Below are 23,190 nucleotides of genomic sequence, written 5' to 3'. Positions count from 1 at the left end.
CACATCAGTTTGGCCTGACAACCACTGCGTCAACTGGCGGAACCCAAGCAGGGCCAAAAACAGTCACATCGCGCAAGGCGAATTCCGGTGTGCCGTGATACAAATAACGCCAAATCGGCATTTCACTTGGTAAATCCAATCGCTGGTCCAAATCGTGACCAGATCGGGATTGGCTGACGATATCCACGCCGGCAATTTCCAGCATGGTATCTAAATATTGGTCTGCAGTATGGGCGGCCGCTGGTGCGGTCAGGGAGAGACTGGTCGCCAAAGCGATCATCGCGCCGCCCATGGAAGTTATTCCAAGGCGTCTCATTCTGTTTCCTTTCTCAAAACTGTGCCCCTCGGCATCTCTAAGAATTGGGGGCCCATATACGCGATTGCTAGGGCGCGACCAGTGAAATCGCTTCACGCTTTTGGCACCCACCCCCTGCGTTTCCGTGCCCCAGACATTTTTGCAAAACCGCTTTGAAATCAGCGCAATATTGTTTTACTCAGGGCGTTAACGGCCCCGTGGCTCAACTGGATAGAGCAGCCCCCTCCTAAGGGGCAGGTTATTGGTTCGAATCCAATCGGGGTCACCAAAAACACCTATAAAATATGGCTTATTTACAGTACTTTGTGCAGACGCTTGCAGAAAGTCCCGTGAGCTTTCGCACCGAATTCTGCTGAAACGACGGAAATCTCGTACAAAACCTGTACAAATTTCGCACGTCTTTGCGCACTTTGGGGCCATCCGATGAGTTGGCGGGTCGCAAACACATGCGCGGAACGGAAGTTTGGCAGCGCAACGCGCAAGCAGATCATCATGTTTCTGGCTGACAAGGCGAGTGATGACGGTTCTGGTATCTGGTGTTCTAAGGGGACGATCCAACGGCATACCGAGCTGGGCGAGACCACAGTCAAGCGAACCGTGCGTGAGTTCCTGAAAGAAGGCATCCTGGTCGAGACCGGCGCACGGACGTGCAAGAACGGGTTCACTGTCGTTTACCGCATCGATCTGACCAAGGTCGAGGCGTTGGATCCGACGTTAGAACCCGAGATTCAGACGGGGTCCACAGTGGCCCCCGTCCAGACTGGACCCGGAACGGGGGCCACTGTGGCCGGGGTACCGGGGCCACCACGGCCCCCAAACCATCCTAAAACCATCCATAAACCACCTACGCGCAGGCGCGAGGCAGCGGCGGATAAAGAGGCTGAGAAGATTTTGGAGGCTTACCCGGTCGACCGATTGCGCGGCAAAGCGGCCTGCGTTGCCCAGATCGAAGAGGCCATGAAGGAAGGGATCGCACCGGCGGACTTGCGGCAGGCGGTCCAAGCCTACGCCACCGAGAGCGCAGGTTTCACCCGCTCTAAGGTCTGTTTTTCCGACAACTGGTTTCAGACGCGGCGCTGGCTGGCCTATGTTGAAAAGCAAGCGGAAGACCGAGAAAAGGCGGCAGCGTTGACGGCGGACCACCACGCGCGGCTGGCCTGTTGGATCAGTGACCGCAGTCCAATGTGCACACACATCACGGGCACCCAAGTTACGGCGTTGCTTGCCTCAAAGCTTGTGACGCAGGCCCAAATCCAAGCCGCAGGCCTCAGATCATGACCGCTACCGATCCCACCAAAGAGCAAACAGCAAGGCGACCCATGTCATACGCTGGCGCTGCTGACACGGGACCTTGCGAGGGGCGGCAAGCCTCCCCTTCGAACCCTACCGGCGCGGGAAAGGCCCGCACCAAAGAGCCACTGGCCGAGACGTTCGTCTTTCGGTGCACAGCGGCAGAGAAGGCCCAGTTGCGCGCCAAGGCTGAGGCGGCTGGCCTGCCCGCCGCGACCTTGCTGCGCGAGGCGCTTGGCCTGACCGAGGCTCGCCGTCGCAAGCCCATCCCCCGCGTTGATCCAGCGCTGGTGCTTGCTGTCGGGCGCATCGGCGGCAACCTCAATCAGATCGCCCGCTGGCTGAACCGCGCGATGCTGGCGGGCCACACTGACCTCGACGCGCTCACCGTTGCCCGCCGTTTGCTGACCATCGAACGCCAACTTGCCCAGATCGTCGAGGCCGCGCGCCGATCTTGATGCAGGTCACTGATCTGCATCAAGATCGAGGAGGATTAGATGACGACACCCCTGACAGCCTTGGAACGCGACTTGCTCGCCTGCGTCGAGCGGTTGGTGACGGCTTGCGAGGTCTCAGCAAAGGAATTAAACGGCTTGGAAGCGCGCTCGACGAACAAGATGCAGAGCCAGATGGATGGATTGGCCGCCTGCGTGTCGGTGCTCATTCAATCGCAAGTGGCGTCCGTGGCTGCGTTGCACGGCTTGTTGAGCGAGGGATCGAACTACGGGAGGCTGCGCACGCAACTAGAGACCAGCTTGAAATTAGTGAAGGCCGCCGAAGTGAGGTTGAGACAGAGCTAGAAGAGCGGGAGGTCGAGATGGACCGAGGGCTGACGCATTGAGGGAACGTTGAGGGAGGCGTTGAAGAAAATGGGAGTCATTAACCGTACATTCTATCATCCCCATTTACAGGCCAAATCGAGCATGCCAGCTGGAAAATTTGGGACCCCATTAAAACGGGCATATTAGGTGTGAGCACACTAACGATTTGACCTTCGAACTAGCGTAGTAAATGCTGAAACGTGGAGTTGAGGGTCGTTGACTTAGGCTATGCGGCCGGCAAGGAGAGCAATTGTTAAAAGGAAAAATCGAGGATTCGAACATTACTCGGACTGAAACTGAAATGTTTGAAGAGTTTCTAAAGCAGCCTGGTGCTCGAAAAGCACATAGAGGTGTAATTCTGGATACACCGGATGGCAGCTTACACTTATTGGGCTTCGCTAAAAATGACGACAACCTCCCACAAGAGGCTCATTTCTACCTTCCATTTTGCACATCAAAAGAGGCTTTGCGCGTTCTTGAGATCAAGAGTGCTGACGATTACCTGCTGAAAAAGCAAGCCGACGCAATTGCTGACCAGCCAAGAGAACTCCGAAAAATCCTTGCAGCTAAGGATGAGTGGCAAAAGCGAGGGCGCATTTGGAGCCTGACTTCATACTATAACACCCTAAATAAAGATGGACGATCGTACATTTCAGCTCTTCCCAAAAGGACGAGGCGCACGTTTTCAAATCTTGCGTATGGTCGAGCGCCCTTACCGCAACCAAATGGAATTTGCCTTAAATCGCTCGTTGGTGATGTGGTGATGGTATCTGACAGCCTTCACTACTTCTTCTACTTTACGGCACTTGCGAACCTGGGAAGATTTTACGGGTTGTCGCGAGAGCAGAGAGCGCATGCTTTTTTAATTTCCCTTCGCATCATGGCAGGTGTCGAGAGTTTGGACTTCGAACTTGACCCTCGTGAGAACTTGCCTGCTTCTGTCAGATCAGAAGTCCTTTCGGACGTCGGGTGGATGATGCAGTTCACCTTCGGTCACGAATTTTCCCACTATCGTCTAGGCCACTTGGATGTCGCCGCAGCTGAATGTGAAGACGAAATCAGTTTTGCACATAACTTAGAGTTTGATGCAGATGCAGGGGCCATTTGCGGTGCTGGGGTTAATGCGTTTCGCGCGGGAAAACTGGCTTGGGCAGCCCAGCAAGTGTTTCTGTCTTTCTACACGCTGCAACTAGCTGGAGAGCACCGGAGCGACTTCCCAAATTTTTCAGTGTCCAAGACACACCCTAGCCCAATCGAGCGCTTATTCGCTGTCCAGAACCTTGGTCTAAAAAACCAGCCGGTGAGCCAGGACATTCTGGATGACGCAATAGGCGGAACCGAGCGTTTTTCGACTGAAGTATTGAAATGGATAGCGGCCGATAATGGAGTTTTCGACAGGTACGGCTCGGTTTATATCCCAGGCTTTGGTGTTGGAAGGAAGATGGATAGGATCGACTTTTGATCTTGGGAAAAAGTTCATCTTTGTAATGCGCAATTGAAACTGCTACGCGGCAACGAGCGGTTCAATGCCAGAAACGTCGATCTCCTTCGCGGCCAGCGCCATGTCGTAGTTCGTCTGCAAGTTCACCCAATAGGCCGGGGTCGTATTGAACACACGAGCGAGGCGCAGAGCCGTGTCAGGCGTGATCCCAGTAGTGCCCTTGATCAACCGCTCGATCCGCGTCCGAGGCACACCCAGACGCCGCGCAAACGCGATTGCCCCCATGTCCAGAGGATCGAGGTAAAGCTCCTTCAAGACTTCACCGGGGTGCATTGGTTCTTCAAGCAGGCTCATCAGCGTATCCTCTCAATGGTAATCGACAATCTCGACATCAGCAGGGCCGTTCGGCGTCCAGACAAAGCAGATGCGCCATTGTCCATTGATCCGCACGGAATGTTGTCCTGCCCGATCACCTTTCAGTTCTTCTAAGTGGTTGCCGGGTGGAAACCGTACATCTTCCACAACAACCGCAGCATCCAGCGCCGAGAGCATTGCCCGCGTGCGTTTCACCAAGTCACCTGGGAAGCCTTTTCCATATTTGCCTCTCACAGCACTGGCAGCGAGTTTTCCCTTGGTGCTTTGGATCATTTGATATGTGTATCACTGTGCGATACTTGTGTCAAGGCGTGATACTAATTCAAGTACGGTAAGGACATCTGCCGGAAGGTCCAACCGCTACCAAGGAGAAAGGCGGGAAAAAAGTACTTTACTTATTATCAATATAGATATAACTACTGCGGTAATTAGGAGCGTACGATGTCATACCCAAAACCAGCCCTTGCAGTTGACTTGGCTCTAATCACTGTTTCAGAAGGCTATCTGAACTGCCTTTTAATGTTGCGCGCAGACGCGGAAAAAGTTGGAGGCAAATGGGCACTACCCGGCGGCTATGTTAGAATAGACGAAGAAATTCACGCGACTGCCCAGCGAGTACTTCGAGAAAAGGTGGGAATTGGGCCGGCATATCTCGAGCAGCTGTTCACCTATGGGGCGATAGAACGAGACCCACGTGAACGGGTCGTGAGCGTCACTCACCTTGCTCTCATGCCATCGAGCGACCTTTTAGCAGCAGTTGAAAAATCGGCGACTTTAGAGCTTGCAATAGTTCAGACTGACTGGGCCGGAGAAGCTGACGGGCTGGCATCTGCTATCGGAACGGATGGAAGTGAATTGAAGCTGGCTTTTGATCACTCCGCAATTCTCGGAGATGTGGTTAAGCGTCTACGGGGCAAGCTCGAATACACCAACATTGCTTTGGAATTACTGCCACAGCTTTTCACACTCCGTCAGGCCCAAGAGGTCTATGAGGCAATCTTAGGGCGAAAGTTAACCAAGCCCGCATTCCGTCGAAAACTTCTTGACCGAAACATAATCAAAGCGACCGGGCAGCGAGAGGAAGCTTCCGCCTTTCGCCCCGCTGAGCTTTACACTCGACTCTAAGAAAGGAGTCACGAAATGCGTTTCTCTAAAAATTCGCCGTCGATACCCGACATCCTGCTAGATCGTCGCGACGCGGGGCGAGTCGTGTTCCTTTGTGGGGCAGGCGTATCATTCAATTCTGGGATGCCTGACTTCTTTGGCTTAACTAAACACGTCGTCGAAACATTTGATCCTCCAAGTTCCTCGCTGATTATGGACGGGTTTTCACCTTGGCTCGAGGGCCGAAAGTCTAGGGCAATTCCTCTCGACCAGATATTTAATCTGTTGCAACAAGAATATGGCCGAGATGAAGTGAACCGATTGGTTGCTGAGCGCCTTGCCCAACCCATTGTTATAACTGAACCGTCAACGGAGCATGGCATAGTTCGGCGAATCTCATCCGATATGCACGGCAACCCCCAGATTGTTACAACGAACTTCGACACGCTTTTCGAGACTGGGTATCAAGGGGTAATCAAGCACGTTCCTCCTGCTCTTCCAAACTTGTCACTTGGGATGCCTATAACCGGTATCAGCTACCTACATGGTCGCCTCCCAGACGCATCGACATACCAGTACCCCTTTGTACTTAGCAGCGCAGACTTTGGCCGTGCCTATCTTGCGGAGGGGTGGGCAACCCAGTTTGTTCGGGACCTCTTAGCTGAGTACACTGTGGTGCTGGTCGGCTATCAGGCTGAAGACCCGCCGATTAAATACCTGCTGCAAGGGTTGAACCATGATGGTCGGTCCGATCGAACCAACCTTTATGCATTCGATCGCGGAATTCCTGAACAAATCGAAGCCAAATGGAGAGACAGAGGCGTTACGCCTATCGCTTATCCGGAGCATGATGTTCTCTGGGAAACCCTTGAAGCTTGGGCGCAACGAGCAGATGATCCTCGAAGGTGGCGTGACGATGTAATTTCAAAGACCGGCAGTGATCCCAAAACACTTCTTCCCTTCGAGCGCGGTCAAGTTGCGCATCTACTTCGGACTACAGCCGGAGCAAAGTCCTTTCAGTCTGCCAGTCCAAAGCCGCACCCCGAATGGATCTGTATACTCGACGCGGGTTCCAGAGCTGCCAAACCAAGCAGCGGATATGGCGATGATGCTGAAACATTTGACCCTCTTGAACACTATGGCCTAGACGACGATCCAGAGCGCCCGAAAGAAACAGGGCGGCTGACCCATAGAGTTCATGAGAACCTCTTGGAGTGGAACCGTAACGACACCAATCCGAGTACGGCCCACCGGCTAGGTGGAAGACAAGTTGAAGGGCGTGAAGACATACCCTCTCGTCTATTTCAGTTTAACAACTGGATAGGTAAGTCCTTGGACAGACCTGCAATGGCATGGTGGGCCGCTCGTCAAAATGGGCTCCACCCTCGGGTTCTAGACACCATTCGGTGGCATCTCAGAGACAATACCACCCTGCCTACAAAGGCCCGTACGGTATGGAACTTTATTGTCGAGCACCAGTCCGACCCCCGTCAGAGAGCTTGGAACGAGGGCTGGTACGATTTGAAAGACAGAGTTTCAAAAGAAGGTTGGACAACTTCCGTTCTTCGCGAATTCGCTGCAACCACCAAGCCGATGATCAAATGCAGTATTCCGACTGGGTTGTCAGCGTCAAAGCCGCCGCAATCTGAATGGAAAGACGTAGAATTACATGAGATCACCAACCTTGAAGTGACATTCCCCGAGCGTCACGGTGAAGAGTTGGATGTGCCTGATGAAGCACTTTTTCCCGTCCTGAACGCTTTGCAACAGGGTCTTTTAGAAACGTCAGGCATTTTGGCAGAAATCGGCACGACTTACTTTCAGACGCCTACTTGCTATCCAGAAAGAGACGTGGACGGCGACGACCAATACCAAAATTTCTATCACGATGTTCGCCTATTCATTGGTTTGTTTGATCGGCTCACAGCTTACGATCCCGCAGCGGCAGCTGCGCTTTCGCGGACATGGCCAACTGATGATAAATTCTTCTTCAGGAATTTTTGCTTCTATGCCGCCAACCAAACTCAGTTGTTTGGCATTGAAGAAGCATATCATCTTATCGAGAAGGTCGACGCCAGATCTTTTTGGCGAGAAGAATGTCAGCGAGAGCTAATGTTCTTGATTGCTGATCGATGGGCCGAGTTCTCGGAGGAACAGCAGGTGGAAGTTTCGACACGCATTCTCGCAGGTTTTGAAAATCCCGGACACCTATCCGAAGAAGAGTTCAGCCCACTGATGTCTCGGATGATCCTTCGGCGTGGGAGATGGTTGCAAGCTCAAGGATGTGCTTGGCCAACCAAGCAAGCCAAGCAATTGGACGAACTTGCTGAGTTGTCCACAGATTGGTCTGATGAGTGGGTAATGGGAACAACCACCCGACATGGGACAAAAGGCGGGATGGTCGTGACTGATGACAACCCAGCGGCGGTTGCCGATCTGCCAGTGTCGGAGATCATCGATACTGCAACAAACGATCTGAAGCGCGACTTTGACGACTTCCTAACTGAAAAACGGCCCTTCACCGGCCTGGTCAAGGCTGATCCGCGCAGAGCGATTGCCGCTCTAACAGCCAAGAGCAAGCTTGGGCAATTCACAGAGACGTTTTGGTCATCCCTTATCCGAGATTGGCCAGACGATGCCTCAGCACGTTTGACCAAGCTTATGCTGCATAGGATCGCAAGGTTGCCACACTCTTTTCTCAGAGAATTAAGGTACACTATCGGGGATTGGCTTCGCAATAAGCTGCCAGAGTATCTTGAGCTGGACCGCAATCTCGCTTGGGAGGTATTCGATCAGTGTGCGACGGCGCTAATCTCTGATGCCACTGGTGCTGCAACAGTGAGCGGCATAGGGGAAACGCGGATCGGCGGAGAGATCATCAATCCATCCAGGCGCACCTACGGCTACGCAATAAACGGACCAATCGGTGAATTGACTGAGGGAGTGGTCAAGAGTCTAGTAAACTCAAAGCCAGAAGAAGGCTCATTCATTCCTCTAGAATACAAAACCCGTTTGGAGCGATTGATGGCATCACCTGGCGAGGGGAGCGATCATGCCGTCGCGATTTTAGCTCGGGACATTCCTTGGTATGACTTCATTGATCCGGACTGGACCAGTAGCAGACTTTTGCCGCTATTGGCCTTCGAACATACTGCTGCCGAACCTGCTTGGAACGGCTTCCTGGCAAGAGGCAATACACCAAATCCGAAAATCCGGACCACAATCAAAAGCCTACTCCTGGATTTGTTCCCACGAATCTATGACTTTGGATGGGATCGCGACCTAGCGAAGGTGGCCGCGACTTGGTTGATATGGATGGCGGTGTTTCGTCGAGACGAGAAAGACGGTCTGACAACCAGCGAAGCAAGAGATGTTCTTCGTAATATGTCCAATGAAACTCGGCAAAACGTGATCTTTTGGCTAGGTCAGGTTGGAAAGGGCAACGAGAATGGTTGGTCAGAACTTGTAGCGCCATTCATCAAAGAAGTTTGGCCCAGAGAAAAGGCATTCAGAACTAGTTCGTCGGTAACATCTTGGATCGGTTTACTTGACGATACAGGAGAGAACTTCCCAGAAGTCTACGAAGCCGTGAAGTTGCACTTGGTTCCAATCGAGGGAGAAAGCCATTGGCTCTATCGCTTCACTCGTGAGGTCGGCGGCGAACGACCGATTACATCGGACCATCCGATAGAAGTCCTGGACATGCTACACATGATAATTCCGAATTCTGCAGAGTCCCCTCCATACGAACTCAGGCAAATCCTAAATCTGGTGGCGGATGCTGACGATAGCTTGGTTGGAGACCCACGCTTTATTCGTTTGTTAGAACTGACCGAAAAGACGTAGCAGATTGGGAAGCGCGCAAGAGTTTTGGGGTCATCTGCAAGGTATGGTTTAACCTATTGTTTTTAGAAATTTTTATTCTTTGGATTGGAAGACACAATGACAACAGTATTGGATTCAGACCGAGCACTGGAAAACGAAGCTGAGGATCAATTCGGTTTTGTTGGCATGGCAAAAAGACTCGCTCCATCGATCGTTGAGGCATCAAAGGGTGATGGGATGGTAATCGGTTTGGAAGGCCGTTGGGGTTCGGGAAAGACTTCACTTTTGAACTTTTTACGTACCGAACTCGTCGCAGCGGAAAACGAAGGAATTCATACCATTACAATCGCGCCGTGGCTGAATGGGGATACCTCGTCGATGGTCGCGTCATTGCTGGAACCGATGACTGCAATACTAAAGACCAAAGAAGACGAAATCGCTGCAGCTGGCGGCGAGCAGCAAAATGCAGCGAAGGAACAGATTGCCGAAGTCGGCAAGCTTCTACGGGACTACGGTCCAAAGACGGCCCGCAGGATCGCGTCAGTTGCGAATGTTGCCGGGTACTTCATCCCCGGCGGCCAGTTGGTTGGAGATGCATTAGGAGCCGTTGGAAATGCGGCAGATCAGTTGATGCCTAGTGGACCAACACCATCCGAACTAAAGCAAAAAATTGCGCAAAAAATCCAAGAGCTGGATGTCGGGTTTGTTGTTATTCTCGATGATCTAGATCGCCTTGAACCCGAGCAAGCAGTTGAGGTTGTTCGGCTGGTTCGTTCCGTCGCTGACTTTCCACGGGTTGCTTACCTGATGTGTTATGATCGCGAAGTCTTGGCTCAGGCCCTAAAGACCGGCCTCAAAGTTGCAGACGGTGATCTTTTCCTTCAGAAAATCGTGCAACTCACCTTCAATATCCCGCTTCCAGAGCCATTTGATCTTCGCACCCAATTTCGAGATGAAGCAAAAGCCATCTATGCTGAAGTCATGGGGACTGACGCTGATGGCGAGCTACTCAATGATTTAGGCTCAGCCGTTGACCGAGAAGGAATGGGGCTGTCTACACCACGCGAAGTCAAACTTGCTTTGAACAGCATTCGCTTTGTGTTCCCACAGGTCAAAGACGATGTATATTTCCCAGATTTTTGCCGCCTACACTTGATCAAAACCACCAATTACAAACTATATCAATGGCTTGAGGTGTATCTTTCAGTGCGCTCAGTATTGGTAACTGGAGATGCAACGGTTGCAAGTGATGAAAAGGCCAAAATGGGTGAACAGTTAAAGACGCTCTTGCCTTCCAAGGGCCCTGACTCTGGACGTTCGATCTGGAGTTTGAGTCGCTTCATTCCGGGCGTAGCTGATGTGGAAGAGGCAGAAAAGCGAGTTTTTAACACGATGAATTCGGCCGCTGTTTCCGAAGCTATCACGCTCAAAAGGCTCGGTAGCCCATTGCACTATCGATTTTATTTTGCGCTCACTGGTCCAAAGACAGTTATGCCAGACGACGATTTTAATGGTCTCCTGGCGTTGGCGCGGGCAAATGTCGTACAGTTGACTATACGCCTTACCGAAGAAGTTATGAAGCGCCGTAGCTCAGGCAAGACGTGGTTCGAGCATGTGCTGAACCGACTAGATGACGAGTGCATAGCAGGGCTGGATGAAGCTCAGCTTGTTGGGATTGTAAAAGCGCTGTCCGGAATGATGGACGCCGCGATGGCAGAAGACGGTGAGCAGCGCGCGTTTTCTCTTTCACTTGATGGCATTGCGAACATGGTTATCAAGAGTTGCCTAATGCGATTGCACGGTCTGAACCCGGAAACACAGGCTGAGACGGTCCGACAGATAGCAAGGGAAGGACAGGCCATAAATTGGTTAGTCGGCAAGTTTTTTAGAAGCCAACTGTTTCGCCACGGGAAAGTCGGCAATGAAGCAGATAGTCCGGACCAATGGGAAATTTCGGACGAGGTTCTGAATGAAGCCATAGAAATCTTAAAAGCGCGCGTCAGCGAACAAGCCACAAAAGAACTGATACCAAATCTGCCTGACATTTCAGCCTACCTATATGGTTGGCTAAACATAACTGAAGATGATCAAGCCATCGACTGGGTTCGAGAATACAGCGAAACCGACGAGGGGTTTCTCAGCATACTGAACCATCTCAGAGGCTGGTCTATGAGTGACAAAGTCTATTATCCGCTGTCCAAAGAGACTGTTGAAAGATTTCTCGATTGGGATGACACAGCTAAGCGCTTGGATGACCTGAAGGACGGTAAGTTTGCTGATCAAGTCGCGGAACTTCAGTTGGCAATTAGCCAATCCAGACATTGAGCGGAACGGCAATTCGGACATCTCAAAGAAGGCAGTGTTTGGCAGTTAGTGTTTAAAGCAATTTTCTCGGTGCCAAGCTACAAACTCGGTTCTCGGCCGGTTGGCTGGACGTTCAGGTACCAAGAGCTTTCCCGAGGAATTGATCATCGCTGTCACGGCTTCTAGGTCATTGCTTTGCCTTGACACTAAAATGGAAAGATCATCGGCCAGCCCCACTAGGCCACGATCAAACATCCAGTGTGCAGTTCCAGATAATGCTAGCCCATTGCTCACGATATCGGGTCCGTCACGCTCGACAGGCCTGATGTGTGCGGCCTCAACCTCGGCACGTCCACCACCATTGATCAGGCGCAGCCCTGTAATCGCGCAACGTTCGCCATAAGCGCGAAGAACACTCTTTCTGAAGTTGCGGTCGCGCACTGCGCGGTTTGTCAATCGGTCGACACGCTCCCGTGCTGCGAGATGCTGAAAGGGTATCTGTGGATCTTGGAAGCCACCAATCTGGTTGATCTGATCGACGCGAGGCAGAAAATCATCGTCTTGCTGAAGCCCGCGCTCCACGATCCGGGCGAAATCCTCTGCCGAAAGTGGCCGTACTGCAGCCTGGGCACGGCCGGAAATGTTTCCAAGATCGTTCAAGACGCCTTGCTCGACGATGCCGTCAATATCGCGGAATGGAACCGGATCGCCAAAGTCGAGATAGGTCCCGGGTTCGATGATAGCCAAATACATATCAGCTCTGCGGGGGTCTGCGATAATATCTTTAACCTTGGCGACAGCAAAGTAGCCTTTGGTGTTTTTCACCTTGGTGGGTTCAAGGTAGACGATCCAGTCGCCTTGACACTGCTGCACACGCGTCAGGTATTTTTTTGGGAACTGGTATCGTTCCGATGGGACGTCATCGTATACTGAGTCCGTCCGGTGAATGAACACTCCAAACGTCACGCGAATTGGCCTCCCCGGCAGACAAGCTGGAGCCAAGTCTTAATCGTATTGGAAAGTTTCCCGCATGTCCGAAGAGCTGTAAAACAGCACTTTGTGCTTTGGTCACTCAGCAATCAAACGCTCCAATCTCTTGCTCGCGAAATGCAAGGTAAGAACTGAGCCTGTTAGCACTGGAACAAGAGCGCCCGCCACGGCAACACAGATGATTAGGCATGCCGTGAACCAACTGAAATCGGTGCCGTAGTCGAAGAATTTGAAATGAAGAAAGCCCGCGAGATACAAGGCACAGACGCCCGAATATATGTTGTATAGCGGCGACAGCGGATCGATTGCGGTTCGTTGCGCACGCTCCAAAGCCGCCCGACGGATACGCTTCCAGTTTTTGCTCGGTTTCTTCATTTCTCTACTCCCTAACAAGCTCGATCCATGTGTGAACGTCGTCATCCGTTACTTCACGACCCTTGACGTGTGACTCGTACCAGCGCGCGACGATTGCCCCGCGTTTTTCGCTTTTAATCTTGATACCCTGTGCGTTGAGGTGCTGATCCAGCGAGCTTTCAATCTCTTTGAGTGCGTTGAAGTCGTGTCCGGCTCTGATGGCGTTTGTCCCTAGCAATAGCCAAGGCACATCGACTTCAAACCGTTCGCCCATTGCTATCAGGGCTTCCACTGGAATGCCGCGCTGGCCTTTCTCGTAGCTATGATACGCGCGTGGGGAGACGCCGATAGCCTCCGCCATTGCGGCCTGCGAAATGCCAACTTCACTGCGTGCAATGGTCAGACGCGCACCCATAGCAGCAAACAAATCAGCATGTTTTTGCGCCATCTTCGATTTCCAATTGACGACTTCGTCTTTTTTCGCGAATATCGCAAAAAATGACGAACTATTACGGTTATTCCCATCTGAACACGTCAGATGGTGCTGAACAAGCGATTCCATGCGGCACACCTATTCACACCTAGCGGACAAGGACGAATGAAATGGCAGAAATTGAAAAATCAGACAGCTCGAAAATTCTGGAACTTGGCAAGACGCCTGCTCAATGGGTCCAAATCATGGCCAATCTTGGGATCGAAATTTCAGAACGCACGTTGCGCGAACGAGCCAACGAAACGGGAGCGTTTTATCGCGTCGGGCGAACTATGCTCATCACGCCTGCACAACTCGATATCATTTTTGAAGGAGGTCAGTCATGCCGCTCCAAATCTACAAGAGGGGGCGCTACTATTACGCCTACGGCAAGATTGAATACAACGGCCGACCGTTCACACGTACATACCGAGACAGCACTAAATCGACTACAGAAGCAGGCGCACGGGACTGGGTAGCCCGTGAAACCGAGCTTCAGATACGCCGTTATGTGGTTGGCGACGAGTCGAGCAAGTCCTTCTCTGATGCTATCATGCTCTATAACGCGTCCCCGAAGACCGCGAAGCAGTTGATCCCTATTGTCGAAGAAATAGGCGAAATGCCCTTAGGCGCAATCTCTGGTGCACTCTTGAAGGGGCTCGGACCCAAGCTGAAGCCAAGTGCGTCTACTGACACATGGTGGCGCGAGATCGTGACGCCAGCGAGCGCGGTGATCAACAACGCCCATGAGTTGGAAGGCACGCCACTGATACGGGTGAAGCCCTATGACAAGTTTGAACGGATTGCACAGGACAGGCGGCGCGGTAAGCTCAGCAGGGTGGAACGAACCCCAGCGGACAAGGAGTGGATCGAAGCGTTTTGTAGGGCAGCCGATCCTTACAACGCCGCGTTGGTGCGGTTCATGTTCGAGACGGCGGCGCGGATTGATCAGGCTATCTCATTGGAGCCTGACGATCTGAGGCCCGCCGAGAACAAGGTTAGGGTGAAAGCGCAGAAGGGGCATCCAGAGAGCTGGATTACTGTCTCGCCGCAGATGATGGACGAGTTGCTGGCATTGCCAGCGAAGCGGCCCAAGAACCGCAAGACTGGCAAGTTCATGAAGCCGCGTGTGTTCGGCTATGGAAGCTCGACTGGCTACAACACGCGATGGAAGACCATCTGCAAGCGTGCAGGCATCCAGTATCTGTCAGCGCACCCCGCAGGGCGGCATGGGTTCTTCACTGAGTTGGTAGTTCGGCAAGGGGTCGATCCAGTCACAGCGGCCAAGGCTGGGCGCTGGTCAGATCCAAACTTACCTATGCGCATTTATGCCCATGCAGAGACGGATGAGGCCGATGTTAGAGCCCGTTTTCGTACAAACCATGTACAGGAAGACCCTGTACAAACACCCAAACAACAGAAATCAAAGAAGGAATAACGCTATGAACCGTTCCCTCCTAAGGGGCAGGTTGCAGGTTCGAATCCTGCCGGGGTCGCCAATTGTTGTTCTGAATGCCCGCATTGTCGTGCAAAGCAACACAGACTGCTTGAATAAGGCGGATTCAAAGCGCTAACATGAAGTTAACTTTTCAAAGGAAGAATTTTCGTGGCCTCAGACGACAACCGTTCGCTTACCCTGCGCGATGTTTCCGAAGCATCTGGCGTTTCTGAAATGACAGTCAGCCGTGTGCTGCGCAATCGCGGGGATGTCTCCGAAGCCACCCGCCAACGGGTTCTAAAGGCCGCCAAAGAGCTTGGCTATGTGCCCAATAAAATCGCCGGTGCCCTGGCCAGCCAAAGAGTCAATCTGGTTGCGGTGATTATTCCCTCCTTGTCCAATATGGTTTTTCCCGAAGTCCTTAGCGGCATCAGCGAAGTGCTTGAAAACACCGAACTGCAACCGGTTGTCGGTGTGACAGATTACCTGCCCGAAAAAGAAGAAAAGGTGCTCTACGAGATGCTGTCTTGGCGGCCTTCTGGGGTGATCATTGCGGGTCTTGAACACACAGACGCAGCCAAGGCGATGATGCGGGCGGCGGGCATTCCTGTGGTCGAAATCATGGATGTTGATGGCAAACCAGTTGATGCGGCTGTGGGTATTTCCCACCGACGCGCCGGGCGCGAAATGGCCAAGGCGATCTTGAAAGCTGGCTATGAAAACATTGGTTTCTTGGGCACGAAAATGCCTTTGGATCACCGGGCGCGCAAACGGTTTGAGGGTTTTACCGAGGCGCTGGCCAAAGGTGGGGTCGAGGTGCAAGACCAAGAGTTCTATTCAGGTGGCTCTGCGCTGGCCAAAGGCCGCGAGATGACGCAAACCATTCTTGAACGCTCACCAGAGTTGGATTTTTTGTATTATTCCAACGATATGATCGGCGCAGGTGGGCTTTTGTATCTGCTGGACCAGGGCATTGATGTGCCGGGTCAGGTGGGGCTTGCCGGGTTCAATGGGGTTGAATTGCTGCAGGGTTTGCCGCGCAAATTGGCCAGCATGGATGCCTGTCGCAAGGAATCAGGGCGCAAAGCCGCCGAGATTATAGCAGCGCGGGTGCGCAACGAAGATTGCGAGACTTTCGTTGAACTCAGCCCGAAAATCGCCTTTGGCGACACGCTAAAGCGCCGCTAGCCCGGCATTATTTTTGGCGCTTGGATTTGACGGCATTCAAGGCCTGCCGAAATTTAGGGCCGCGCCGCCGATTAAGAACCGCTTCGCAAAACCAAGCGATGCGGTTGGCGTTTCCGACTTTTTCCAGCGTGTCCAGAAATTCACGTAAAAACCGCCCGGTGTCCCGCCGCTTGCGCATCAGCGCATAGAAATTTGCCGGGCGCAATGTGCCGTCCAGGCAACGATCTATCACCTCTTTTAAAACGCCCATTTGCACCCAAAGCGACGCCATGCGGTGGCCAAAGAACCGGCAACGATAACGCTGGATATTGTCCCCGCGAAACAAAGTCGCGTGCATCGCGTCCTGCGGCATCCGCGGGTCAAAAAACAAAAACACCTTTTCAGCGGTCTTCACCATGTCAGGCGCATAGCCATAGCGGGTGTTAAAGCTGCGCCGCCAGGCTTTCAGATACCGGTGCTCCCAAGGGGCGGTTTCGCGATCAAGCGTCGCTTGCGGTGAAATCAGAATAACCGTCGATCCGGGGGCTGCAGCGCTAAAGGCCGCCGCCGCATATCCGCCCATCGACGCGCCATAAAACACCACCTTTTTGAACCGGTCGAAAAAGCCTTCGTCGCGCAAACGATCAAAGAAATCGAACACCGTTTCGTCGCGATACCATGTCCAGTCATGCGCCATCATGCCCAGCATCGACCAGCCACGCCCCGTCACAAACCCATAGCCCCAGGGCATGCGGTCGTCAGTGAAATCGTAAACATGATCAAGGTTCTCAAAAGTTACAATCAGCGTGTCACCTTTGTCGACAAACAGCGCTGAATGCTGATCCCCCAGCTCTTCAAAAAACCCTTCGCGCGCGCCCAGGTCTGTCAGATGTGCTTTCCAGTCTGACTTGCTAAGATCCGCCAGCGCGTTCTCCGCTGCCGGTTTTTGAACCATCACACGCAGACGATTGCCGCGCTCGCTAAGAATCGTGACAGCCCCCAAAGTTTCCAACAGCGCCAGTTGCGGGTCTTTCTTGGCCTTGCGCAGATCCAGAATGATGCGGCCACCCGGGGCCACATTTGTTTCAAAGAACGGCATATAAGCATCAACCGGAAAGTGAAAACCGCAGGCCAGAAAACTGACTGCAAGATCCACCTGGGGTAGGGATGATACATCTGTCTTGTCGGGATTGGTCGCAGTGACGCGGGTTTTGTCCAATCCGTTTTTGGTCAGGAATTTGACCGCCTTTTGCAGGTCTGAATAGGCAGATCCTGCCTCGTTAAACCCAAAGTGACGCAGGTCGTTGTTTTCCAGATCAATCAGATGCACATCTGCGTCAAACTGGGTCGCTGCTGCCAGATCAAAAAACGCATAGCCACAGCCAATATCAGCGATGCTTTTGGGCGGCGATTGCGCCAAATGCCCAGATAAGTCGTCAAATTCATCACAAATGTCCACCATGGCCCGCCGTGCCAGCTGCACATTTTCCGCTTCAGCGATTTCCTGCAATTTGCGGTTTTCTCCAGAGGACCACTGGCTGATCAATTTGCCAGAATCCTTAACGCCCTTAAGCACATCAGACCGTTGCAAAATGATGTTCACAAAATCAGGCGTGCTGAACATCGAATAATCCAGCTGTCCCGGATCAATCGGGTCGGCACCGGGGCCGCGTTGCAAGCGAATTACTCTGTTCATTGAAACAACTTCACCGCATTAGAGACCAGTTGAGAGCGCCACTCGCGAATTTGTGCAGGGCTGACGCCATTGTTTTTTGCCAGCTGTGCCACCGGCTCGTCATTTTTCAAGGCCTCTACTGCCAGCATCGCCCGAAACCTTGGGTCTTGGGCAGAGCCAAAGAATTTCATCTGTTTTGGAGGAATCGGCGCATCGGCTGGGCGAATGTCGTGCTTGTCCAGCATCCGGTGCAAAAACGACCCGCGCCGCGGTTTGTTATTTTCGTCATCGCGCAGCCGCGGCTTTAGGCGGCGCGCCCACAAATGCACGCCCCGCGTGCTTTGGGTGAAATAATCCTCGGGATTGTGGCGGCTCAGAATAAAGTGGTTTCTGTCTTTAAAGCTCTTGGCGTAAAACGCTTCGACATCCTGCGCATGTTTGATTTCATCGCTTTGCTTTAAAAACCAAGACACCGCTTTGGGCCCGGTAAAGCCCCAGTCTTGCTGGGTCATATGCACGGGATGACCGGCGTCGCGTTCGGCCCTCAACTCGGCTTGCTGGTGGTCTTTTAACCAGGGACCAATGGCATAGGGATCCTCAAAAAAGGCCATCATATTTGCCAAAGCGGGACTGTCCTTGGGAAGGCCCAAAACCGCATTACACACAAGGTTTTTCTTTTCCCAGCCAAACACATGTTCTTGGTCGTAATCAAACGCGCGGTAACACAACACATCAGCATCCACCCACAGCTTATCTGTGGTTTGCAATAGCCGCATACGCCAAAAATCCGCATGAATCGCTGGGCTGCCCGTGACCGCATGCCGATACATCGGCTCGGCTGGAAAAATCACTGCGGCGTCCCCGGCGTGTACCCCTTTGGGCAGGTTGTCTATGGGCTCATAACTGTACAGGGTGATGTGATGCCCCGCATCCGCAAATGACTTTAGGCACAGTTGTTCCAGCCACGACAAATTGCCGCCGATCCAAAGGCTTGCGATCTCTGGTAGTGCCGCCATGCTCTGTTCTTTGTCCCTGTTTTGGAAACAGTCTATAGGCACTGTTTCTGTTTGTCTTTGCGCAATCGTGCCTAATGCGCGGTTTCATCCTGTCGTTCAACGGTAAAGAAATAGTTCGGCGCATGATCTTGCAGCGCCACGTCATCTGGCACCACATCCGGGCCCGCCAAAAACACATTGGCCCCAAAATGCGGCAGCAGTTTTGACAGTCGCTGCATGCGTTCGCTCGTCAGATCCTTGTAAAACTTTGCATAGTTTTCGGTGGCTTTCAGCGCGTCGATCTTTTCGCGATGCGCTGCAACACAGCGTGCATGCATCGCGGCAATTTCTGGGTCAGCCAGCAACCTATCCATTTCGGCGCGCAGGGCAGGTAACATGCGTTGTATCGAATGGTCTTTGGCCACGTTGTGGTTCATGCGGAACCAATAGGCCAGGCCCTGATCGCGGTCCACATGGTTCACCCGGCCGCGATCGCGTTTCACCAAAAAGCTTTCCGCAGAGCGCACCGCATAGTGATTTAATGTCACCAGATCATAACCCACTGTGTCTTGGGTTGACCGCCAAGCATTGCGGAAAAACTCTTTGGGCATTGGTTTACCAGAACCGTTCACCCAATTGATGTGTTCCCACAATTGCGGGTTCAGCCCCTTGGGCCGATGCACACCCAGCTTTTTAAACAGCCCAATATTGCGGAACAGGGTCTTAAACCCCCAGGCCTGATGCGGCTTGCGAGTCATTTCGGGGGCGCAGTTAACATAGTCACCAATAATCGGCTGGTCGCGAAATTCATGAATGTCAGAATTGCCAAACAGCCGCCAGGTCAGCGAAATCATATTCGCGTTGCCCACCGCTTCAAACAGCGCCCCAAGCGTGCCGTCGCCGGTCTTGATGTTGATGAATTCATCCACGTCCATACAGATCACCCAATCTGCATTCTTGATAATGTCTTCTTTTTCACCAGCCTGCAAAGCGGCGTGCTGCGGCTTTAGGCCGGTGTTTTGAAACGGGTTGTCGCGATGCTGCACAAGGCCCTTGGCCTGCAACAGATCATGAAAATCATCCGTGCCATCGGTGCAATCATTGGTGAAAACCATGAAATTATCGACGCCAATCGCTCGATGATAGGCAATCCATTCCAAAATAAACGGCCCCTCGTTTTTCATCGTGGTGATGATGGTGACCGAATTTTTGCTTGGATCAACCTTAGGGGCCTTAAGCTGCGGCATGCGCACCGGCTTATGATTGAAATGCTTGCGCGCCAGATCCAGCAATTCAGGATCTTCAATCAGCGAGGTCTTGGGCACGATTTTGGACACAGAGTCCACTGGATGCCGCAGCCCCATAAAGCGCATGAATTTCGCCTGTGGTGCGTCGGTGCCCCGCAACCCGGTGATGCGTACAAATCGCCATGTGCAATCAGGACCAGTCTTGCCGGGGGCCACACACCAACGCAGCCGCGGGTTTTGTGCATCAAACTGACAACAGATGTGATCGGCAAAATGACAGGTATCATTGTCGCGCACGCGCCACGGGTAACAATGCGTGCCAAGCAGGGTCACAACTCCATCGCGGGTCTCCGTGGCCTGATCAAACACTGACCGATCTTGGATCACCAGATCACTGATATCCAGCTGCGCCACCGCGCGGGACTTTTGCAGAAACCGCGCGCGCAGCAGCTCAAACACATTCAATTGCCCCAATGGTGCCCGCCAAGCATCCGGCGGCGGTATTTCCATGCGGTCTTTGCCTGGCGCATCCGGCGCACAAAAGGCGTGCTGTTCGGCGGGCGTGTCAGCTGCGCCAAGGGGGGTGTCAAACTGCACAACCAGCAGTGTGCGCAGCCCAGATATGGCCTGACATCCCTGCTTCAGAGCCTCAATATAGTCTCTGTTCTCGCCCGATTTGGCACGGTCTACAATCAGGGCCGCCTGCATGCCCTGTTGGCTGACATGCCAGGACAACCACTCCAAAGTGATTTCAGCGGATTGCCCATTGCGAATGGCCAAACCAACATTCTGGCCCGCCAACCAACCCAGCTGAGGCTGCGAAAACAGAACTGAATAGCCGCTGCCAGCAACGCGAATGCGGGCTGTCTGGCAGCTAGGCATTTTTATGATCGCAGCCTCGCCAACCGATTTTACAGTGTCAAAAGCAACGCCGCGCCCCGGTGTGATCTGGCCTTTGTCCGTGCCAGCCGCAAAAAACAGATGTGCCGCCTGACCATCTGACACCGCGTCTAAAACCACGGCATCGCCCAAACGCTGATGCGCAAGTGTCATGTGATGAAAGGCGACCTGCATGTGCCTATGTACCTGTTGCGCCCTTTATAGGGCTTTAATTTTCGTTGCTCGTGTTGGCTTCGTGATACCACGTCAAAAGCCGTTTCTGCAAATCTTTGGGCACAACTGCGCTGCTACCGGCAGTTATTATCTGGGTCATCAATTTCTGGTTGACTGGTTCCCTGATCAACGCGGCAAATTGGGCTTTGTGCCAAGCCAGCGCATCTTGATGCAATTTGCGCAAGCCCGGCAGGTCTAGCATCTTGTCAAACATCGCCTGCGTCGCCGGGCGCATCGCCGCAACAGAAACGTCGGTTTCGGTGTTGAAATTGCGCTCAACCCAATAGTTCAAGCCAATGTCTTTCTTGCGGTTTGGCAATCCCCGTGCGCGCTTCAGCAGAAAGGCACTCGCTGACCGCACCGCATAATGGTTCATCTCCACCAAATCGCGACCTGGCGGCAGCCCATACATCGAAATGCGCGCCGGTGTGGTTGCAAAGGCTTCTGGCAGAAACAGACCCGATCCATCGACCATAATTGGGCGCCGCGCTTTGGCCAAATCCTTTTGTTTGGGGCGATGCACGCCAAACATGTTAAACGGTCCATTGGGCTTAAACAGGGTCTTACACAGGCTCGCAGCAATGGGGTAACTCTGGTTTGCCGGGATCGCTTTAGAGAATTGCGCGGTCACCGGCGCGTCAGTCAGATCAACCACGCCCGCGCTGCCAAACAAGCGCCATTGCATGACAACCGCATCAGCCTCGGGCGAAACCGCACCAATCAGATCGGCAAATGTGTGGTCGCCGACTTTGATATTCACAAACTCATCGACGTCCGCGACCAAGATCCAATCAGCCCTTTGCCGCAGCGGGTGCTTCCACGCCGCCTTCAACGCTTGCCACTGTACTGATTGCCCATCAACTTTTTCCTGAGGCACATGGCGCACGATGCCCGCCATTTGCAGGATCTTCAGCATCTCATGGGTGCCGTCATCGCAGTCGTTGGAATAGATCAGAAAATCCGTCACCCCCGCCGCCCGATGGTGGGCGATCCATTCCAGCAAATAGGGGCCTTCGTCCCTGACGGTGGTCACACATAGAATCCGCACTGCACGCTCTGCCTGTTTGTTTTCCCACGCATAACACGCAAAAGGGCGCAATACAGCGCCCCTTTGAAATTTCTATGGTCAGTGTCAGCCAGAAACAGAGTCTATTTTAGACACTTTTCAAAAGATTTTGCCATCGCGTTCAACAGATTTGGGTACAACGAAGGACCGGTGCCCAGCTCCACACCCAATGGATCAAGCAGGCCAATTTTCACGCCGTCAGGTGCCACAGAATGCACGATGGCGTCATTGAATTGTGGCTCTGCGAAAACACATTGAATGCCCTGCTCCGCAATCTCTTCCTGAATATCATGCAGGCGTGCGGCACTGGGTGTCGAAGCATCAGACAATTGCAAAGCACCCCGCGCCTGAAGGCCAATGCTGGCCTCGAAATATTGATAGGCATCATGAAAAACCACAAAGGGCGTTTCTGCATAAGGCGCTAGGTCGCCGCGCATGCGATCCACCAAATCGTCCAATTCAGACACAGCTGCTGCGGCATTCACACTGTACAATTCCGCATTGTTAGAGTCGATTTCTGACAGAGTTTCCGCGATCACGCCCAGCCACAGCTTGGCATTTTCCGGAGACAGCCAGACATGCGGGTCATTGCCATCATGCGCGTGACCGTGTTCGTCATGATGTTTGTCATTGCCCTGATCTGTGTGCGCGTCATCATGGTCATCATGGTCATCATGGTCATCATGGTCATCATGGTCATCATGGTCATCATGACCTTCGGCGTGGTGATCACCGTCTTCCTCGTGGTCTTCATGTTGTGCAAACACAGCGTTTTCACGCATGGGCAACAACAGGCCACCTTCGACATGCAGTAGCTCAACGGACATCGCATCGCTTGCCAATGTGTCGACGCTGCGCTCCAGCCATGGGGTCAAATCTTCGCCCACCCAAAACACCACTTCCGCCTGTTGCAAGGCCCGCGCTTCTGATGGGCGCATCGCGTAATTATGTGGCGAAGACCCCGCTGGCATAATCAAAGAAGGCTCTGTAACGCCCTGCATCACGCGTGCGACAAGCGAATGAACCGGCGCAATATCGGTCACAACCTTTGGGGCTTCGGCCTGGGCTGAACCTGCTGTCACAGCAAGGCCAACAAATATCTTTTTCAACATGTCAATTTCCATGTAATAGTATAACATCGGGCTTGCACTTAGAGGATATGTTATACTATATCAACCCCAAACCTGAGAGGTAGTT

The 23,190-nt window shown here is 52.9% G+C and carries 20 protein-coding genes and 1 tRNA gene; 10 read left to right on the top strand and 11 right to left on the bottom strand.

The features are described 5' to 3' along the window. Positions 1-4 precede the first annotated feature (4 nt). Positions 5-316 carry a hypothetical protein gene (locus tag ABXG94_RS13200; RefSeq protein WP_353534860.1) on the bottom strand — a complete coding sequence of 104 codons (312 nt, stop codon included), beginning with the start codon at positions 314-316 and terminating at the stop codon, positions 5-7. A 191-nt stretch (positions 317-507) separates the two neighbouring features. Between ABXG94_RS13200 and ABXG94_RS13195 the strand changes: the two genes are divergently transcribed. The 5 genes from ABXG94_RS13195 to ABXG94_RS13175 all read left to right on the top strand — a co-directional run bounded on the left by ABXG94_RS13195 (position 508) and on the right by ABXG94_RS13175 (position 3,889). Beyond that, positions 508-584, top strand: a tRNA-Arg gene (locus ABXG94_RS13195). A 155-nt stretch (positions 585-739) separates the two neighbouring features. Beyond that, on the top strand, positions 740-1,594 hold the full coding sequence (locus ABXG94_RS13190) for a hypothetical protein (RefSeq protein WP_353534857.1): 855 nt from the start codon (positions 740-742) through the stop codon (positions 1,592-1,594). Continuing rightward, positions 1,591-2,064, top strand: a complete 474-nt coding sequence (locus ABXG94_RS13185) for a plasmid mobilization protein (protein ID WP_353534855.1) — start codon at positions 1,591-1,593, stop codon at positions 2,062-2,064. The genes ABXG94_RS13190 and ABXG94_RS13185 overlap by 4 nt, the downstream gene beginning before the upstream one ends. 39 nt (positions 2,065-2,103) lie before the next feature. Further along, positions 2,104-2,406 (top strand): hypothetical protein, encoded by a 303-nt coding sequence (locus ABXG94_RS13180; RefSeq protein WP_353534853.1) that lies wholly within the window; start codon positions 2,104-2,106, stop codon positions 2,404-2,406. Between the two features lie 271 nt (positions 2,407-2,677). Continuing rightward, positions 2,678-3,889 carry a hypothetical protein gene (locus tag ABXG94_RS13175; RefSeq protein WP_353534852.1) on the top strand — a complete coding sequence of 404 codons (1,212 nt, stop codon included), beginning with the start codon at positions 2,678-2,680 and terminating at the stop codon, positions 3,887-3,889. A 42-nt stretch (positions 3,890-3,931) separates the two neighbouring features. Here ABXG94_RS13175 and ABXG94_RS13170 read toward each other — a convergent pair whose 3' ends face one another. Beyond that, the gene (locus ABXG94_RS13170) at positions 3,932-4,222 is read right to left on the bottom strand and encodes a HigA family addiction module antitoxin (RefSeq protein ID WP_353534850.1); all 291 of its coding nucleotides are present in this window, start codon (positions 4,220-4,222) and stop codon (positions 3,932-3,934) included. 12 nt (positions 4,223-4,234) lie between these two features. Continuing rightward, positions 4,235-4,516, bottom strand: coding sequence for a type II toxin-antitoxin system RelE/ParE family toxin (locus tag ABXG94_RS13165; RefSeq protein ID WP_353534849.1), 282 nt, complete (start codon positions 4,514-4,516; stop codon positions 4,235-4,237). Positions 4,517-4,684: 168 nt separating this feature from the next. On the opposite strand from ABXG94_RS13165, the gene ABXG94_RS13160 reads away from it, so the two are divergent. From ABXG94_RS13160 to ABXG94_RS13150, 3 genes are all read left to right on the top strand, one after another. Beyond that, the gene (locus ABXG94_RS13160) at positions 4,685-5,368 is read left to right on the top strand and encodes an NUDIX hydrolase (RefSeq protein WP_353534846.1); all 684 of its coding nucleotides are present in this window, start codon (positions 4,685-4,687) and stop codon (positions 5,366-5,368) included. Between the two features lie 15 nt (positions 5,369-5,383). Beyond that, positions 5,384-9,193, top strand: coding sequence for an SIR2 family protein (locus tag ABXG94_RS13155; RefSeq protein WP_353534843.1), 3,810 nt, complete (start codon positions 5,384-5,386; stop codon positions 9,191-9,193). Positions 9,194-9,289: 96 nt separating this feature from the next. After that, a complete protein-coding gene (locus ABXG94_RS13150; RefSeq protein WP_353534842.1) occupies positions 9,290-11,497 on the top strand; it encodes a KAP family P-loop NTPase fold protein in 2,208 nt (735 codons plus the stop codon). 45 nt (positions 11,498-11,542) lie between these two features. Here the strand turns inward: ABXG94_RS13150 and ABXG94_RS13145 are convergent, their stop codons facing one another. The 3 genes from ABXG94_RS13145 to ABXG94_RS13135 form a co-directional block, all read right to left on the bottom strand. Further along, positions 11,543-12,442, bottom strand: coding sequence for an HNH endonuclease (locus ABXG94_RS13145; RefSeq protein WP_353534840.1), 900 nt, complete (start codon positions 12,440-12,442; stop codon positions 11,543-11,545). A 102-nt stretch (positions 12,443-12,544) separates the two neighbouring features. Beyond that, positions 12,545-12,841 (bottom strand): hypothetical protein, encoded by a 297-nt coding sequence (locus ABXG94_RS13140; protein WP_353534837.1) that lies wholly within the window; start codon positions 12,839-12,841, stop codon positions 12,545-12,547. A gap of 4 nt (positions 12,842-12,845) precedes the next feature. Continuing rightward, a complete protein-coding gene (locus ABXG94_RS13135; RefSeq protein ID WP_298858632.1) occupies positions 12,846-13,382 on the bottom strand; it encodes a helix-turn-helix domain-containing protein in 537 nt (178 codons plus the stop codon). A 253-nt stretch (positions 13,383-13,635) separates the two neighbouring features. On the opposite strand from ABXG94_RS13135, the gene ABXG94_RS13130 reads away from it, so the two are divergent. After that, on the top strand, positions 13,636-14,730 hold the full coding sequence (locus tag ABXG94_RS13130) for a tyrosine-type recombinase/integrase (protein ID WP_353534834.1): 1,095 nt from the start codon (positions 13,636-13,638) through the stop codon (positions 14,728-14,730). Between the two features lie 168 nt (positions 14,731-14,898). Next, the gene (locus ABXG94_RS13125; protein WP_353534832.1) at positions 14,899-15,918 is read left to right on the top strand and encodes a LacI family DNA-binding transcriptional regulator; all 1,020 of its coding nucleotides are present in this window, start codon (positions 14,899-14,901) and stop codon (positions 15,916-15,918) included. A 7-nt stretch (positions 15,919-15,925) separates the two neighbouring features. Here ABXG94_RS13125 and ABXG94_RS13120 read toward each other — a convergent pair whose 3' ends face one another. The 5 genes from ABXG94_RS13120 to ABXG94_RS13100 all read right to left on the bottom strand — a co-directional run bounded on the left by ABXG94_RS13120 (position 15,926) and on the right by ABXG94_RS13100 (position 23,105). Beyond that, entirely contained in the window at positions 15,926-17,593 is a 1,668-nt protein-coding gene (locus ABXG94_RS13120; RefSeq protein WP_353534830.1) for a class I SAM-dependent methyltransferase, read from the bottom strand. After that, complete coding sequence (locus ABXG94_RS13115) at positions 17,590-18,588, bottom strand: hypothetical protein (RefSeq protein WP_353534827.1); 999 nt, start codon at positions 18,586-18,588, stop codon at positions 17,590-17,592. The genes ABXG94_RS13120 and ABXG94_RS13115 overlap by 4 nt, the downstream gene beginning before the upstream one ends. Positions 18,589-18,659: 71 nt before the next feature. Continuing rightward, positions 18,660-20,888 (bottom strand): glycosyltransferase family 2 protein, encoded by a 2,229-nt coding sequence (locus ABXG94_RS13110; RefSeq protein WP_353534825.1) that lies wholly within the window; start codon positions 20,886-20,888, stop codon positions 18,660-18,662. Positions 20,889-20,922: 34 nt separating this feature from the next. Continuing rightward, complete coding sequence (locus tag ABXG94_RS13105) at positions 20,923-21,960, bottom strand: glycosyltransferase family 2 protein (protein WP_353534822.1); 1,038 nt, start codon at positions 21,958-21,960, stop codon at positions 20,923-20,925. A gap of 116 nt (positions 21,961-22,076) precedes the next feature. Then, positions 22,077-23,105 (bottom strand): zinc ABC transporter substrate-binding protein, encoded by a 1,029-nt coding sequence (locus tag ABXG94_RS13100; RefSeq protein WP_353534820.1) that lies wholly within the window; start codon positions 23,103-23,105, stop codon positions 22,077-22,079. Positions 23,106-23,190 lie beyond the last annotated feature (85 nt).

Origin of the sequence: Cognatishimia sp. WU-CL00825 (assembly GCF_040364665.1) — a bacterium.
In the GTDB taxonomy this organism is placed as follows: domain Bacteria; phylum Pseudomonadota; class Alphaproteobacteria; order Rhodobacterales; family Rhodobacteraceae; genus Cognatishimia.
Note: the sequence above shows the minus strand (reverse complement) of the source record. Positions and strands in the feature narration are given on the sequence as shown.

Coding starts and splice junctions, on each gene's coding strand:
- ABXG94_RS13160 (WP_353534846.1), top strand. CDS start 4,685: ATGTCATACCCAAAACCAGCCCTTGCAGTTGACTTGGCTCTAATCACT.
- ABXG94_RS13155 (WP_353534843.1), top strand. CDS start 5,384: ATGCGTTTCTCTAAAAATTCGCCGTCGATACCCGACATCCTGCTAGAT.
- ABXG94_RS13100 (WP_353534820.1), bottom strand. CDS start 23,105: ATGTTGAAAAAGATATTTGTTGGCCTTGCTGTGACAGCAGGTTCAGCC.
- ABXG94_RS13180 (WP_353534853.1), top strand. CDS start 2,104: ATGACGACACCCCTGACAGCCTTGGAACGCGACTTGCTCGCCTGCGTC.
- ABXG94_RS13150 (WP_353534842.1), top strand. CDS start 9,290: ATGACAACAGTATTGGATTCAGACCGAGCACTGGAAAACGAAGCTGAG.
- ABXG94_RS13165 (WP_353534849.1), bottom strand. CDS start 4,516: ATGATCCAAAGCACCAAGGGAAAACTCGCTGCCAGTGCTGTGAGAGGC.
- ABXG94_RS13190 (WP_353534857.1), top strand. CDS start 740: ATGAGTTGGCGGGTCGCAAACACATGCGCGGAACGGAAGTTTGGCAGC.
- ABXG94_RS13135 (WP_298858632.1), bottom strand. CDS start 13,382: ATGGAATCGCTTGTTCAGCACCATCTGACGTGTTCAGATGGGAATAAC.
- ABXG94_RS13110 (WP_353534825.1), bottom strand. CDS start 20,888: ATGCAGGTCGCCTTTCATCACATGACACTTGCGCATCAGCGTTTGGGC.
- ABXG94_RS13200 (WP_353534860.1), bottom strand. CDS start 316: ATGAGACGCCTTGGAATAACTTCCATGGGCGGCGCGATGATCGCTTTG.
- ABXG94_RS13185 (WP_353534855.1), top strand. CDS start 1,591: ATGACCGCTACCGATCCCACCAAAGAGCAAACAGCAAGGCGACCCATG.
- ABXG94_RS13170 (WP_353534850.1), bottom strand. CDS start 4,222: ATGAGCCTGCTTGAAGAACCAATGCACCCCGGTGAAGTCTTGAAGGAG.
- ABXG94_RS13115 (WP_353534827.1), bottom strand. CDS start 18,588: ATGGCGGCACTACCAGAGATCGCAAGCCTTTGGATCGGCGGCAATTTG.
- ABXG94_RS13120 (WP_353534830.1), bottom strand. CDS start 17,593: ATGAACAGAGTAATTCGCTTGCAACGCGGCCCCGGTGCCGACCCGATT.
- ABXG94_RS13130 (WP_353534834.1), top strand. CDS start 13,636: ATGCCGCTCCAAATCTACAAGAGGGGGCGCTACTATTACGCCTACGGC.
- ABXG94_RS13140 (WP_353534837.1), bottom strand. CDS start 12,841: ATGAAGAAACCGAGCAAAAACTGGAAGCGTATCCGTCGGGCGGCTTTG.